This is a genomic window from Variovorax sp. GW821-FHT09D04, assembly GCF_059416405.1.
In genome coordinates this window covers 152251-164878 of the sequence record NZ_JBWKPA010000001.1, presented here as the reverse complement: position 1 = coordinate 164878, position 12628 = coordinate 152251, and the positions used below count along the sequence as shown (strand labels likewise).

15 protein-coding genes are annotated in these 12628 nt (G+C 70.2%); 8 read left to right on the top strand and 7 right to left on the bottom strand.

Features of this window, described 5'->3' with window-relative positions; all coding sequences use genetic code 11:
- Nucleotides 1–16: 16 nt before the first annotated feature.
- From AC07O4_RS00855 to AC07O4_RS00840, 4 genes are all read right to left on the bottom strand, one after another.
- Entirely contained in the window at nucleotides 17–1546 is a 1530-nt protein-coding gene (locus AC07O4_RS00855) for a TolC family outer membrane protein (RefSeq protein ID WP_495303476.1), read from the bottom strand.
- Nucleotides 1547–1570: 24 nt separating this feature from the next.
- Nucleotides 1571–1924, bottom strand: coding sequence for a rhodanese-like domain-containing protein (locus AC07O4_RS00850; RefSeq protein ID WP_070062458.1), 354 nt, complete (start codon nucleotides 1922–1924; stop codon nucleotides 1571–1573).
- A 16-nt stretch (nucleotides 1925–1940) separates the two neighbouring features.
- Nucleotides 1941–2618 carry a protein-L-isoaspartate O-methyltransferase family protein gene (locus tag AC07O4_RS00845; protein WP_062469799.1) on the bottom strand — a complete coding sequence of 226 codons (678 nt, stop codon included), beginning with the start codon at nucleotides 2616–2618 and terminating at the stop codon, nucleotides 1941–1943.
- A 94-nt stretch (nucleotides 2619–2712) separates the two neighbouring features.
- Nucleotides 2713–3390, bottom strand: a complete 678-nt coding sequence (locus AC07O4_RS00840) for a TetR/AcrR family transcriptional regulator (protein ID WP_095746275.1) — start codon at nucleotides 3388–3390, stop codon at nucleotides 2713–2715.
- A 103-nt stretch (nucleotides 3391–3493) separates the two neighbouring features.
- Between AC07O4_RS00840 and msrA the strand changes: the two genes are divergently transcribed.
- The 6 genes from msrA to AC07O4_RS00810 all read left to right on the top strand — a co-directional run bounded on the left by msrA (nucleotide 3494) and on the right by AC07O4_RS00810 (nucleotide 9368).
- Nucleotides 3494–4045: a peptide-methionine (S)-S-oxide reductase MsrA gene (gene msrA / locus AC07O4_RS00835; RefSeq protein ID WP_495303475.1), complete on the top strand. Its 552-nt coding sequence runs from the start codon at nucleotides 3494–3496 to the stop codon at nucleotides 4043–4045.
- A gap of 19 nt (nucleotides 4046–4064) precedes the next feature.
- Nucleotides 4065–4460 (top strand): hypothetical protein, encoded by a 396-nt coding sequence (locus tag AC07O4_RS00830; RefSeq protein ID WP_495302889.1) that lies wholly within the window; start codon nucleotides 4065–4067, stop codon nucleotides 4458–4460.
- Nucleotides 4461–4543: 83 nt separating this feature from the next.
- Nucleotides 4544–6640, top strand: a complete 2097-nt coding sequence (locus tag AC07O4_RS00825; protein WP_495303474.1) for a TonB-dependent receptor — start codon at nucleotides 4544–4546, stop codon at nucleotides 6638–6640.
- A gap of 43 nt (nucleotides 6641–6683) precedes the next feature.
- A complete protein-coding gene (locus tag AC07O4_RS00820; protein WP_495303473.1) occupies nucleotides 6684–7634 on the top strand; it encodes an AEC family transporter in 951 nt (316 codons plus the stop codon).
- Between the two features lie 133 nt (nucleotides 7635–7767).
- Nucleotides 7768–8157, top strand: a complete 390-nt coding sequence (locus AC07O4_RS00815) for a hypothetical protein (RefSeq protein WP_491513593.1) — start codon at nucleotides 7768–7770, stop codon at nucleotides 8155–8157.
- A complete protein-coding gene (locus AC07O4_RS00810; protein WP_492736660.1) occupies nucleotides 8157–9368 on the top strand; it encodes an OmpA family protein in 1212 nt (403 codons plus the stop codon). The genes AC07O4_RS00815 and AC07O4_RS00810 overlap by 1 nt, the downstream gene beginning before the upstream one ends.
- Nucleotides 9369–9375: 7 nt before the next feature.
- Here the strand turns inward: AC07O4_RS00810 and pdxH are convergent, their stop codons facing one another.
- Nucleotides 9376–10032, bottom strand: coding sequence for a pyridoxamine 5'-phosphate oxidase (gene pdxH / locus AC07O4_RS00805; protein WP_495303472.1), 657 nt, complete (start codon nucleotides 10030–10032; stop codon nucleotides 9376–9378).
- A gap of 29 nt (nucleotides 10033–10061) precedes the next feature.
- Here pdxH and AC07O4_RS00800 point away from each other — a divergent pair, with 29 nt between their 5' ends.
- On the top strand, nucleotides 10062–10631 hold the full coding sequence (locus AC07O4_RS00800; protein ID WP_495303471.1) for a nucleotidyltransferase family protein: 570 nt from the start codon (nucleotides 10062–10064) through the stop codon (nucleotides 10629–10631).
- Between the two features lie 17 nt (nucleotides 10632–10648).
- Here AC07O4_RS00800 and AC07O4_RS00795 read toward each other — a convergent pair whose 3' ends face one another.
- A complete protein-coding gene (locus AC07O4_RS00795; RefSeq protein ID WP_095949020.1) occupies nucleotides 10649–11188 on the bottom strand; it encodes a superoxide dismutase family protein in 540 nt (179 codons plus the stop codon).
- Nucleotides 11185–11877 (bottom strand): gamma-glutamylcyclotransferase, encoded by a 693-nt coding sequence (locus AC07O4_RS00790; protein WP_307637857.1) that lies wholly within the window; start codon nucleotides 11875–11877, stop codon nucleotides 11185–11187. Before AC07O4_RS00790 ends, AC07O4_RS00795 begins: the two co-directional genes overlap by 4 nt.
- A gap of 135 nt (nucleotides 11878–12012) precedes the next feature.
- On the opposite strand from AC07O4_RS00790, the gene AC07O4_RS00785 reads away from it, so the two are divergent.
- Entirely contained in the window at nucleotides 12013–12564 is a 552-nt protein-coding gene (locus AC07O4_RS00785; RefSeq protein ID WP_307696059.1) for an OmpA family protein, read from the top strand.
- The last annotated feature ends 64 nt before the right edge of the window (nucleotides 12565–12628 follow it).

The following is a 12628-nucleotide window of genomic DNA, read 5'->3' as shown; positions in this document are numbered from 1 at the left end:
GCGGCCCGTTGCCGGGTCAGCGCACCGGCGGGTTCAGGATCACCGGCGGCGGCGGTGCCGACGGCATCGTCGGCGCGGGCGGGTTGAACGGCTGCACCGGCACCGGCGGCACCACCGGAATGGCCGGCGGCGTGACCGGCACCACGGGTGCCCCCGTGGTCGCGGCAGGCACGGCCGGCGTGGCGCCGTTGCGTGCCAGCGTCGCGTTGATCGCGTTCATGTCGTCGGTGGTCAGCGTGCCGTTGGCCTGGCGCAGCTTCAGGTTGCCCAGCAGCACGTTGTAGCGCGCCTGCGCCAGGTCGCGCTTGGTCTGGAACAGCTGGCTCTGCGAGTTGAGCACGTCGATGTTGATGCGCACGCCCACCTGGTAGCCCAGCTTGTTGGCGTCGAGCGCGCTCTGGCTGGAGGATTCGGCCGCTTCGAGCGCCTTCACCTGGCCGGCGCCCGACACCAGCCCGAGGTAGGCCGCGCGCGTGGCCTGCGCCACGCTGCGGCGCGTGCCCTCGAGCACGCTGCGCGACTGGTCTTCGAGGGCCAGCGTTTCCTTGATGCGGTTCTCGGTGGCAAAGCCCGCGAACAGCGGCAGGTTGAAGGTGACACCGACCGTGGCGGCGTTGACGCGCGTGCCCACGGTGCTGGTGCTGGTGCCGGTCGGGTTGCGCGTGACGTTGTAGCCGAGGTTGGCGTCCAGCGTGGGCTTGTGGCCGGCCTGCGCCTTCTGCACTTCGAGCCCGGCCACGTCCAGGCCCAGGCGCGCCTGGCGGATCGCCGGGTGCGCCTCGTCGGCCTGCGCCACCCAGGCGTTGATGTCGGCGGGCTGCGCGGTCGGCAGCACGACCGGCGCGGCCAGCGGCACGGGCACGCTGCCCGGGCGGCCGACCAGCTGGTCGAGCACCACCTTCTTGACCTGCAGGTCGTTCTCGGCGGCGATTTCCTGGGCGATCACGAGGTCGTAGCGGGCCTGGGCCTCGCGCGAGTCGGTGATGGTGGAGGTGCCGACCTCGAAGTTGCGCTTGGCCGAGGCCAGCTGCTCGGCCACGGCCACCTTCTGCGCGCGCACCAGGGCCAGGCTGTCCTGGCTGGCGAGCACGTCGAAGTAGGCCTGGCTCACGCGCACGATGAGGTCTTGTTCGGCGATGGTGAGCACCGCCTGCGCCACTTCGGCCTGGCGCTTGCCCTGCTCGTAGGTGGCCCAGTTGGCGGGGCGGTACAGCGGTTGCGTGGCGTTGATGCCCACGTTCTGCGTGGTGAAGTCGCGCGAGGCGCTGCTGCCGCGGCCGGTGCCGGTCAGGGTGTCGATGTCCAGGTTGCTGCGGTTCACGCCCGCGGTGAGCCCGACGGCCGGCAGGATGCCCGCCTTGGCCTGCGCGGCGCGCGCCAGGTTGGCCTCGTACTGGGCGCGGGCGCCCTGGTAGGTGGCATCGAAGCCGCGCGCGGAATCGTAGAGTTCGTTCAGTGTCTGGCCCTGGGCCGGCAGTGCGAGCAGGCTCGCAATGGCGCTTGCGAGGGCTGCGGAAAGTGGCAGAAACCGGGGCCTGGGAGGCATTGAACGTCCTTGGGAGGGAAAGAATCAGTAGCGCGGCACGCTCGGGTCGTGCTGCGCGGACCAGGCGTCGATGCCCCCCGCCACGTTGGCGAGCGAGTCAAAGCCGTTCTGGTGCAGAAAAGCGGCCACGCGCTGGCTGCGGGCGCCGTGGTGGCACAGGCAGGCGATGCGCGGCGCGGGCTGTCCGTCGCCGGCGGCGAGTTCGGCCAGCCGGCCGGGGATCTCGTTCATCGGGATCGCGACCAGCGTGAAGCCCTGCGGCGCGACGCTCGCCGTCTGCAGCTCCCAGGGCTCGCGCACGTCGAGCAGCACCGGGGCGGCGTCGGCGTCCTGTGCGAACCAGGCGGCCAGGTCGGCGGGGCGGACTTGATCGATCATTCGGTGGGCCGCTCGATCAGAAGGCGAAGCGCGAGGGCTCGGGGAAGTTCAGCAGGCGCGGCGCCACCGTGTCCCAGGGCTGGATCGTCTCCCACTTGCTTTCGCTGGTGCGGGTCACGAAATGGGCGCGCATCATGGGCTCGTCGCCGACGATGGCCGACAGGCGGCCGCCGACCTTGAGCGAACCGAGCAGGTTCTGCGGAATGCGCGCGACCGAGCCGCTGAGCACGATCACGTCGAAGCTCGGGCCGCTGGCCAGCGGCACGGCGCCATCGGCGTGGCGCACTTCGACGTTGGTCACGCCGTTGCTGCGCAGCGTCTCGGCGGCGCGGGCGGCCAGCACGGGGTTGATCTCGAGCGACAGCACCTGGGCCGCGCGGGCGCCGAGCAGGGCGGCCATGAAGCCGGAGCCGGTGCCGATCTCGAGCACCGATTCGTGCTTCTGGATGTGCAGGTCCTGCAGGGTGCGGGCCTCGACCTTGGGCGACAGCATGAATTCGCCGGGCACCGAGCCGTCGAGCAGCGGCAGTTCCATGTCGAAGAAGGACAGCGTGCGGTGCGCGTCGGGCACGTAGTCTTCGCGGTGAATCTCGGCCAGCAGCTCGAGGATGTCCGACTCCAGCACGTCCCAGGGACGGATCTGCTGTTCGATCATGTTGAAGCGCAAGCGCTCGAGGGTGGGCGTGGGGTTCATGGCGTGGCTTTCCTTGAAGGCTCTGGACGGGACAAACCTTCAATTTTAGGTCGCGCCGATGACGCCACCGCGCCAGTCGGCCATCCGGCGGGCGTCATGCGGGGCTCCCGGGGCGCACGCACAGGCCGTGAAGCACGGTTTCGCACTGGGTGGCGATGAATTTTTCAGGGTCGAGCGTGCTCACGCCGTCGACGCAGACCATGGCCGAATGCTTCCAGAGCATCAGGAACACCATGGGCGCGACCACCGAATAGATGGCGTGGTCGATGTCCATGGGCACGAACTCGCCGCGGTCGATGCCGCGCTGCAGGATGCGCCGCAGCAGCTCGTGGCCCGGGCGCACCACCTGCTCGCGGTAGAACTCCGCCAGCTCGGGAAAATTGCCGCCTTCGCTCATCATCAGCTTGGTCAGGCCCGAGGCCTTGGTCAGGCCGACGCGCTCCCACCAGACGTTCATGCAGTAGCGCAGCATCTCGGCCGTCGTGCCCTCGAAAGCCTCGAATTCGGCGTTCCACTCTGTGAAACGGCCGCCGAGGTTTTCGATCACCACGGCCTTGAACAGCTCTTCCTTGCTCGGAAAGTAAAGAAAGAGGGTGCCCTTGGACACGCCGGCGCGGGCCGCCACTTCTTCCGAGCGGGTGGCGGCAAAGCCCTTTTCGACGAACAGGTCGAGCGCCGCCGCCAGCAACTCACCCGGACGCGCCTCCTTGCGCCGCTCGCGCTTGGAAGGCAGCGGGCAGAACTTGTCGACGAGGGAACGGGGGGAGGCCATGGTGTTAATGACTGACGGGTTAGTAATGTAGTGACCGGCATCCGGCCCGTCAAGCCGCGACAATACCGGTCCCCGCTTTTTCCAACCCACCCGGAGCCGCGCCATGTCTTCCTCACCGTCGCCCACCGAAACCATCGTGCTCGGCGGAGGCTGCTTCTGGTGCACCGAGGCGGTGTTCGACCGGGTGCAGGGCGTGCTGGACGTCGAATCGGGCTACAGCAACGGCCAAACGGTGAACCCGAGCTACGAGCAGATCTGCACCGGCCGCACCGGCCATGCCGAGGTCGTGAAGCTCGAATTCGACCCGGCGCAGATCAGCCTGCGCGAGCTGCTCGAGATCTTCTTCGTGGTGCACGACCCCACCACGCTCAACCGCCAGGGCAACGACGTCGGCACCCAGTACCGCAGCGGCATCTACACCACGAGCGACGCGCAGAAGGACGTCGCCGAATCCGTCATCCGCGAGATCGAGGCCAGCAAGACCTACAGCTCGCCCGTGGTGACCGAAGTGGCGCCGCTGGCCAACTACTCGACGGCCGAGGCCTACCACCAGGACTACTTCCTGAACCACCCGAGCCAGGGCTACTGCGCGTTCGTGGTCGGCCCGAAGGTCGAGAAGTTCCAGAAGACCTTCGCTTCGCGCGTCAAGGCCTGAGTCTCTTCTTTCACGTCCCGTGTCCGCCACCCTGCGCCAGACCCCGACCCGCATGACGCGCGCCACCCGCGCGCTCGTCGTCGCGCTGGCGTTCGCGCTCTGGTTCGCCGGCACGATGGGGCTGATGCACCGTTCGCTGCACGTGCCGGGCCTGCCCGCCGCTGCGGCGGCTGCGCAGGCACAGGCCGCGCACCGGCACGACACCGGCCACACGCTGGCCAGCCTGTTCGGCGTGCACGACGACGCCGACTGCCGCCTGTACGACCAGCTCGCGCACGGCACGGGCGTGCCCGGCGTGCCGCTGGTGGTGCTGCCGATGCTGCTGCCGGCGGCCACGTTTGCTTATCTGCAGGGCGAAGCCATCGCCCGCTGGGTCGCGCTCTTCGACGCGCGCGGCCCGCCGTCCACTCGCTGAATCCCCCGTGTTCCGGTTGCCGCACCCCTTCGGGCGGGTGAGGGCGGCCGGTCGTTCCCCGATTCAACGAGTGTTCTTTCTTCATGACCCCCCAATTCCGTCGCAACGCCATCGGCGCTGCCGTTCTTTCGCTCGCCTCGGTGGCGAGCCTGGCCCAGACCGCCGACACCGCCGCGGCCCCGGCCGCTGACGCCTCCAGCCTGCGCGAGGTCACCGTCACCGGCAACCCGCTGGGCGCGAGCGACCTGATCGCGCCGACCACCTCGCTGTCGGGCGACCAGCTGCTGCTGCGCTCCGAATCGACGCTGGGCGAAACGCTGAACAACCTGCCCGGCGTGAGCAGCAGCTACTTCGGCCCCAACGCCAGCCGCCCCAGCATCCGCGGGCAGGACGGCGACCGCATCCGCATCCTGCAGAACGGCGGCGGCGCGCCCGACGCCTCGGCGCTGAGCTACGACCACGCGGTGCCCGTCGACGCGCTGGTGACCGAGCGCATCGAGGTGCTGCGCGGCCCCTCGGCGCTGCAGTACGGCGGCAGCGCCGTGGGCGGCGTGGTCAACGTGATCGACAACCGCATCCCGACCGAGCCCATCAACGGCTTCGGCGGCCGTGCCGAGCTGGGCTACGCCAGCGGCAACAAGGAAAAGAGCGGTGGCGTGCTGCTCGAAGGCGGCAACGACCGCTTCGCCCTGCACGTCGACGCCTTCAACCGCGATTCGAAGGACGTGGCGGTGCCGGTCGACCTCGAATGCAGCAAGCCCGGGCGCCTGTCGCTCGCGCGCCGCATCTGCAACTCGCAGAACGAGGCGCACGGCGGCGCCGTCGGCGGCACGCTGTTCTTCAGCCAGGGCTGGATCGGCGCCTCGGCCAGCACCTACCGCAGCAACTACGGCACCGTGGCCGAGGACGACGTGACCATCGGCATGAAGTCCGACCGCTACGCGCTGGAAGGCGAGTGGCGCCCGAGCGGCTTCATCCGCAGCATCCACGCGAAGGTGAGCCGCACCGACTACCGCCACACCGAGTTCGAGGGCCGCGAGGCCGGCACCACCTTCTCGAACCTGAGCAACGACCTGCGCATCGAGGCGCGGCACGAAAAGATCGGCAACCTCGAGGGCCTGGTCGGCTTCAGTCGCGAGACCAACCGCTTCGCCGCCGACGGCTCGGAGGCCTTCGCGCCGCACAGCCGCACGCGCTCCAACGCGCTGTTCCTGCACGAAGAGCTCGGCACCTCGTGGGGCCGCCTGAGCTTCGGCGCGCGCACCGAGAAGGTCACGGTGCGTTCGCTGGGCTACCCCGACGACCTGTCGGTGACGCGCTTCGCCATCGGCGAGCGCACCTTCAACCCGCACAGCGCGGCGTTCGGTGCGCTGGTCAACCTCACGCCGCAGTGGCAGCTGACCTCGAACCTGGCCTACACCGAGCGCGCACCGAAGGACTACGAACTGCTCGCCAACGGCCCGCACGTGGCCACGGCGGCCTGGGAAGTGGGCGACCCGAACCTGGGCAAGGAAAAGTCCACCGGCTTCGACCTGGGCGCGCAGTGGAAGTCGGGCCCGAACACGGCCCGCGTGAACGCGTACGTCACGCGCTTTCGCAACTACATCGGCCTGACCGCGTCGGGCCGCACGCTCGACGAGGAAGGGCAGGTCGTCACCGACCCCGAGGCGACCGACACGCTGGCCGAGTACCGCTACGGCGGCATGCGCGCGCGCTTCACCGGCATCGAGGCCAACGGCAACCTGCGGCTGCTGGGCACCGACGGCTTCGCGCGCATGGCCGACGCGGGCACGCTCGACCTCGAATGGCGCGGCGACATCGTGCGCGCGAAGAACCTCGACACCGGCGAGCCGCTGCCGCGCATCGCGCCGCTGCGCCTGGGCGCCACGCTGGCCTACGGCAACGGGCCGTGGACCGCGCGCGTCGGCTTCGACTACAACGCGGCGCAGCGCCGGGTGCCGAGCGTGGGCGCGCGCGAGACGGACGCGTACACGCTGTGGAACGCGTCCATCAGCTACCGCATGAAGGTGCAGCGCGCCAACCTCACCTGGTACGCGCGCATGGACAACATCGGGAACACGCTGGCCTACACGCCGACCTCGATCCTGACGACCACGGTGTTCCCGAAGGCGCCGCTGCCGGGGCGTTCGCTGAAGGTGGGCCTGCGCGTCACGTTCTGAGGCGCCGGCCTTTCATGCGGCGGGCGCGCGCTATCCTCGCCGGGTGAATTCGTTCGTCATTTCCTCCCTGCTGCCCGTCGTTCTCCTCATTGCCGCCGGCTACCTCGCCGGACGGCGCCGGTGGATCGGCGGCAATGCGGTGAAAGACCTGTCGAACCTCATCTTCCTGCTGCTCGCGCCCGCGCTGCTGTTTCGCGCCATGAGCACGGTGCACGTGCAGCAGCTGAGCCTGAAGCCCGTGGCGGCGTACTTCATCGCCTCGGGCCTGCTGTTCGCGGCCACGCTCGCGTGGCGCGGCTTCAACCGCACGGGCGCGGTGCTCGCGCTGGCCAACACCTACAGCAACACCGTGATGATCGGCATCGCGCTGATCGGCCTGGCCTACGGCGAGCCCGGCATGGTGGTGCTGCTCACGCTGATCTCGCTGCATTCGCTCGTGCTCATGACCAGCGCCACCGTGGTGCTCGAACTGGCCGTGGCGCGCGAGCACGCGGCGGTGAGCGGCGCCGACCGGCGCTCCATGGCGCGCACCGTGGGGCGCGCGCTGCGCAACGCCATCATCCATCCGGTGCCGCTGCCCATCATCGCGGGCCTGCTGTTCGCGCAGACGGGCCTCGTGATGCCCGAGGTGATCGACAAGCCGATCCAGTTGCTGGGCCAGGCCTTCGGGCCGGTCGCGCTGGTGATGGTGGGCATCACGCTCGCGCTCACGCCCATCGGGCGCCACTGGCGCGGCGCGCTGGTGCAGGCGCTGGTGAAGAACCTCGTGCACCCGCTGCTGGTGGCGCTCATCGGCTGGCTGCTGGGCGTGCGCGGCATCCCGCTCACCGTGATGGTGGTGGCGGCGGCGCTGCCCATCGGCGCCAACGTGTTCCTGTTCTCGCAGCGCTACCGCAGCGCCGAAGACCTGGTCACGGCCAGCGTCGCCGTGTCGACCGTGCTGGCGCTGGGCACGCTCACCCTGGTGATGACCTGGGTGCAGTGGTTGCCCTGACGGCCCCCATTTCTTCCGCGCCTTTCGCGAACTTTTGCCCGACTGAGCGACAGCGCTAGCCCTATGCCGTTTGGCAGGGGTGGCCGTTTGGTGGGCTGGCGAGCGGCGTTCGCGCCCCTACATTTGCCGGCTGATGACGATCTACCCGGCGCGTGTTTCGCCCCTTGCCCTTGCAGTGACGGCGGTGGTCGCGACGGTGATCGCGCTGCACGGCGCGCGCGCGCATGCGGCGGGCGAGGCCAAGCCATGCCGCACGCCCTGCCTGGCCGTTCCCGTGCCGGCCGAGGCACCGCCGGCCAGGGACGTGGAGCCCAAGCCCGCCGTCGTGCGGCCGGCGCCGAAGCCGCGCCCGCAGATCACCGCCACCGCAGCGCCGGCCCCGGCACCGGCGCCCGAGGTGCATCGCGAACCCGTCGAGCGGCGCCCCGCGCCTTCGAAACGCTGCAGCGAGATCAACATGCGCGCCGCCGTGGGCGAGCCGCTGTCGGACCAGGACATGACCATTTTGAGGAGCCAGTGCTGATGACCACGACCAAGAACACCGCCATCCCCCGAGCCTTGTGGCGCGTGCTGGCGCTGTGCACCGCCGCGCTGCTGGCCACCGCCTGCGCGCACCGCCCCGCGCCCAGCAGCGCCATGCCCTTCGACCAGGCCGTCACCCAGGCGGTCGACGACCTCATGGTGCAGACCCAGAAGCTGCCGGCCTTCCTGGCCAAGGTGGAGTCGACGCTGACGCAGCGGCGCATCGTGATCGACCCGCTGCTCGAAGGCGCCAGCGGCCAGCAGACCGAGGTGACGCGCGTGGCCGAGCAGCGCATCGTGCAGCGCATGCAGGCGCAGTTCAAGCAGTTCACCGTGACGCCGTTCAACGCCAACGAGATCGGCAACGCGCAGTACGTGCTCAACGGCACGCTGGTGCGCGACAAGGACGCCTCGGGCGCGCCGTACCGGCTGAACCTCGCCATGACCGAGATCAAGAGCGGCATGGTGATCGCGCAGTCGGTGGCGCGCATCAGCGATGCCTCGCTCGACACGCGGCCCACCGCCTTCTTCCGCGACAGCCCGGTGAACGGCAAGGACCGCGGCGTGGAAGGCTACATCCGCACCGCCGAGACGCCGGCCGGGCAGGCCGCCGACGCGCTGTACCTGGAGCGCCTGCCGACCGCCACGGTGCTGCAGGAGGCCACTGCTGCCTACGAGGCCGGCCGCATGAGCGAGGCCCTGAGCCGCTACGAAGCCGCGTCGAAACGCGCCGACGGCCAGCAGCTGCGCATCTACAGCGGGCTGTACCTCACGCAGTCGCAGCTGGGCCGCACGGCCGACGCCGAGCGCACCTTCGGCACGCTGGCGCGGCTGGGGCTCGAGAGCAACAACCTGAGCGTCAAGTTTTTGTTCAAGCCGGGCTCGACCGACTTCCTGGCCGACCCGAAGATCAGCGCGGCCTACCCGATGTGGCTGCGCCAGATCGCGCGGCAGGCGGCGCAGATCGAGTCGTGCGTGGTGGTCACGGGCCACACGAGCCGCACGGGCTCGGAGGCGGTCAACGAGCGGCTGTCGCTGCAGCGCGCGACCAGCGTCAAGGCGCGGCTGGTGGGTGAGGCGCCGCCGCTGTCGAAGAAGCTGCGCGAAGCCGGCATGGGCTTTCGCGAGAACATCGTCGGCACGGGCGCCGACGATGCGAGCGACGCGCTGGACCGGCGCGTCGAGTTCAAAGTGGCCGGTTGCGAGGCCTGAGCCAGGCTCAGGGCGCGAGCCGTTCGCGCACCCAGTCCGCACCTTCGAGCCGATAGCGCAGCCGGTCGTGCAGCCGGCTCTTGCGGCCCTGCCAGAACTCCCAGCGGTCGGGCACGAGACGGAAGCCGCCCCAGTGCGGCGGACGCGGCGGCGAGAGCAGGTGCCTGGCGGCGTACACGGCGGCGTTCTTCACCAGCACGTCGCGCCCGCTGATCACTTCGCTTTGCGGGCTGGCCCAGGCGCCGATGCGTGAATCGAGCGGGCGGCTGGCGTAGTAGGCGTCGCTCTCCTCGGCGCTGACGCGTTCCACGCGGCCTTCGATGCGCACCACGCGCTCCAGCTCGACCCAGTGGAACTGCAGCGAGGCATACGGGTTGCCCGACAGCTCGCGGCCCTTGCGGCTGTCGTAGTTGGTGTACCAGACGATGCCGCGCGCGTCGTAGCCCTTGATCAGCACGATGCGGCTGGACGGCCGCAGGTCGCTGCCCACGGTGCACAGCGTCATCGCGTTGGGCTCGGGGATGTACGCGTCGACGGCTTCGGTGAGCCAGCGCTCGAACTGCTGCAGCGGGTCGGGGGCGCTGCGGGTCTCGTCGAGCTCGGCGCGCTCGTAGCTCTTGCGCAGCGCGGCCAGCGCGTCCTTGGAAAGAGGAGAAGAAGTCATGCCGGGATTGTTGCGCACATACTCGGCCCATGACGACGACAGAGGCGAACTCCCCGACCGTGATCGTGCTGGCCTCGGGCCGTGGCGAGCGTTTCATCGCGGCCGGCGGCACGGGCTCCAAGCTGAAGGCGCTGCTCGCGGGCCGGCCGGTGCTCGAGCGCACGCTCGACGCGGTGCGCGCGAGCGGCCTGCCGTGGCACCTGGAAGACGCGGGTCACCCCGGCATGGGCGACTCGATCGCCGCCGCGGTGCGCGCCACGCCCGACGCGGCGGGCTGGCTGATCCTGCCGGGCGACCTGCCGCTGGTGCAGCCCGCGACGCTGCGGGCGGTGGCCGCCGCGCTCGGCGGGCGGGTGAATGCCGTGCAGCCGCAGTACCTGGGCGAGCGCGGGCACCCGGTGGGTTTTGCGGCGGGCTGCAGGGCCCAGCTGGCGGCGCTGGAGGGGAATCTGGGCGCGTCGTCCGTGCTGCGGGCGATGCGTGCCATCGATTCGGTCATCGATCTGGCCGTGGACGATGCCGGCGTCGTGACCGACATCGACACGCCCGAGGCCCTGGCGCGGGCCGAGGCGCTCTGGCAGGCGCGCGCGGGCGCCTGACCACTCACACTTTTTGCTTAGTTCTGGGCAACGACCGCGCAGAGCACGCGCGGGCCGGAGTTGCCGGCGGGCTGCGTCGTGAAGTCGTCGCGGTCGCGGTGCACCACGAGCGCACGGCCGCGCACGTTGTTGGCGGCGCCGTCGGTCAGCGAGATCGCGTGGTTCTCGACGCTGAAGCGCGCCACGCCGCTGGCATCGGCCACGAGGCTGGGTAGTTCGCCGGCGTGGCTGCCGGGGGCGGAGAACTTGCCGTGCGTGCCGCCGGCCGGGTTGAAGTGGCCGCCCGAGGCGTTGCCGTTGTTGCCGCAGTCGCCCTTTTCATGGATGTGGAAACCGTGCTCGCTGCCCGGCGCCAGGCCGCGCACCTCGCCGGACACGCGCACGCCGTGGTCGAGGGCGGTGAGCGTCACCGAGCCGCGCGCGGGGTTGGGCGTGACGGCGGCGGTCGGCGTCAGCTCGACTGTGGTGCTCGGCTTGCCGCCCATGCTGCCGCAGGCGGCGAGCACGGCAGTGGCGAGGAGGGCGGTGCCAGTGGCGAGGAGACGGCGATGGATCATTGGTTTTCCTTGTTGAACGGGGTGGAGGGTTGAGAGGACGCGGTGTCCGAAGACCCCGCAACGTATACCGGAGCCGGGGCTGTCCCGCAATCGGCGGGTGTCTGAAATGGCGGTTCGGCGGCCAGCGCCACCAGCCGGGCCAGCGCGGCGTCGTGGATCGCGTGGCGCTGCAGCTCGAGCAGGGTCTGGCGTGCGTAGTCGAGCGAGCTGCCGTAGCGGCCCACGGCATTCGCGAAGATGTGGCGGTAGCGCTCGTCGCTGAGCTCGCCCGTGAAGTTGGGGCTGCGCCGTGACAGCGTGAAGGCCAGCGCGCGCACCGGCCCTTCGGCGGTGCCGCATTGCAGCCACTTGGGGTCGTACACGCCGGTCGGCATCTCGCGCAGCCAGAGTCGTTTGAGCGTCTCCAGGCCCTCGGCCTTCGGCACGCGGAACACCACGCCCCGGCAGCTGCCGCCCGAGAGCAGGCCGAACACCAGGCCCGGCGTCTGCACGCTGCCGCGGTTGACGCGGCTCCACATCTTGAGCGCGCGGTGCCAGCCGTGCACCGAGGCCGCGCGCCGTTCCGCAAAGCCGAACTCGGGCCGCCAGATCAGCGAGCCGTAGCCGAACAGCCAGAGATCGTCGCGTCCGCCCCAGTCGGCGATCGCGCGTTCCAGCATCGGCTGCGGGTCGCGCAGCGGACGGGGCATGGGGTCCAGCCCCGGCGGACCAGGGTCCGGCGCGCCGGCTGACACGGGGGTGTCGGGGGTGGCGCCTACAATTTCGTGATCATGGTTCACCGCACCATTATTTACCGACCCCTTTCCTACGGAGATCGCGCTTCCATGAACAACGACGACAGCCAGCAGAATTTCGCCCTCGGCTTCCTGGTGGCATTGATCATGCTCGTGATCATGTTCGTGATCGGCGTCGCCTTCTGGCACAAGGGCCTGGGCGCGACGGCCGCGCAGGCCAAGCCCGCTGTCGCCGCTTCGGCGGCAGCGGCACCGGGCGGCGCGGTGCAGGTGACCGAAGTCACCGAGACCGTCACCGTGGTGATCCCCGACGGCGCGAGCATCCGCGTGGTCGGCGGCGTGGTGAACTTCTACTTCGCGACCGGCAGCGCCGACCTCGCACCGGGCGCGGCCGAGGCGCTGGCCCTGGTCATCAAGGGCGTCGAGGGTGGCCGCAAGGCGGTGGTCTCGGGCTTCCACGACGCCACCGGCGACGCCGCCGTCAACGAGGAATTGGCCAAGAAGCGCGCCCAGATGGTGCGCGAGGTGCTGGCGGGCCTGGGCGTGCCGGCCGAGAAGATCGACCTGCAGAAGCCCGCCGTCACCGCCGGATCGGGCAACAACGCCGAGGCGCGCCGCGTCGAGGTCCGGCTGGTCGACTGAGCGATCCAGCCTTTCGCATCCCCCAGCAAAAAACCCGGCATGGCCGGGTTTTTTTGTGCCTGCA

Excerpts from the sequence above, each read along its gene's own strand:
- AC07O4_RS00815 (WP_491513593.1), top strand. The coding sequence starts at position 7,768 with ATGACGATCTACCCGGCGCGTGTTTCGCCCCTTGCCCTTGCAGTGACG.
- msrA (WP_495303475.1), top strand. The coding sequence starts at position 3,494 with ATGTCTTCCTCACCGTCGCCCACCGAAACCATCGTGCTCGGCGGAGGC.
- AC07O4_RS00800 (WP_495303471.1), top strand. The coding sequence starts at position 10,062 with ATGACGACGACAGAGGCGAACTCCCCGACCGTGATCGTGCTGGCCTCG.
- AC07O4_RS00785 (WP_307696059.1), top strand. The coding sequence starts at position 12,013 with ATGAACAACGACGACAGCCAGCAGAATTTCGCCCTCGGCTTCCTGGTG.
- AC07O4_RS00840 (WP_095746275.1), bottom strand. The coding sequence starts at position 3,390 with ATGGCCTCCCCCCGTTCCCTCGTCGACAAGTTCTGCCCGCTGCCTTCC.
- AC07O4_RS00845 (WP_062469799.1), bottom strand. The coding sequence starts at position 2,618 with ATGAACCCCACGCCCACCCTCGAGCGCTTGCGCTTCAACATGATCGAA.
- AC07O4_RS00790 (WP_307637857.1), bottom strand. The coding sequence starts at position 11,877 with ATGCCCCGTCCGCTGCGCGACCCGCAGCCGATGCTGGAACGCGCGATC.
- AC07O4_RS00850 (WP_070062458.1), bottom strand. The coding sequence starts at position 1,924 with ATGATCGATCAAGTCCGCCCCGCCGACCTGGCCGCCTGGTTCGCACAG.
- pdxH (WP_495303472.1), bottom strand. The coding sequence starts at position 10,032 with ATGACTTCTTCTCCTCTTTCCAAGGACGCGCTGGCCGCGCTGCGCAAG.
- AC07O4_RS00810 (WP_492736660.1), top strand. The coding sequence starts at position 8,157 with ATGACCACGACCAAGAACACCGCCATCCCCCGAGCCTTGTGGCGCGTG.
- AC07O4_RS00795 (WP_095949020.1), bottom strand. The coding sequence starts at position 11,188 with ATGATCCATCGCCGTCTCCTCGCCACTGGCACCGCCCTCCTCGCCACT.
- AC07O4_RS00825 (WP_495303474.1), top strand. The coding sequence starts at position 4,544 with ATGACCCCCCAATTCCGTCGCAACGCCATCGGCGCTGCCGTTCTTTCG.
- AC07O4_RS00855 (WP_495303476.1), bottom strand. The coding sequence starts at position 1,546 with ATGCCTCCCAGGCCCCGGTTTCTGCCACTTTCCGCAGCCCTCGCAAGC.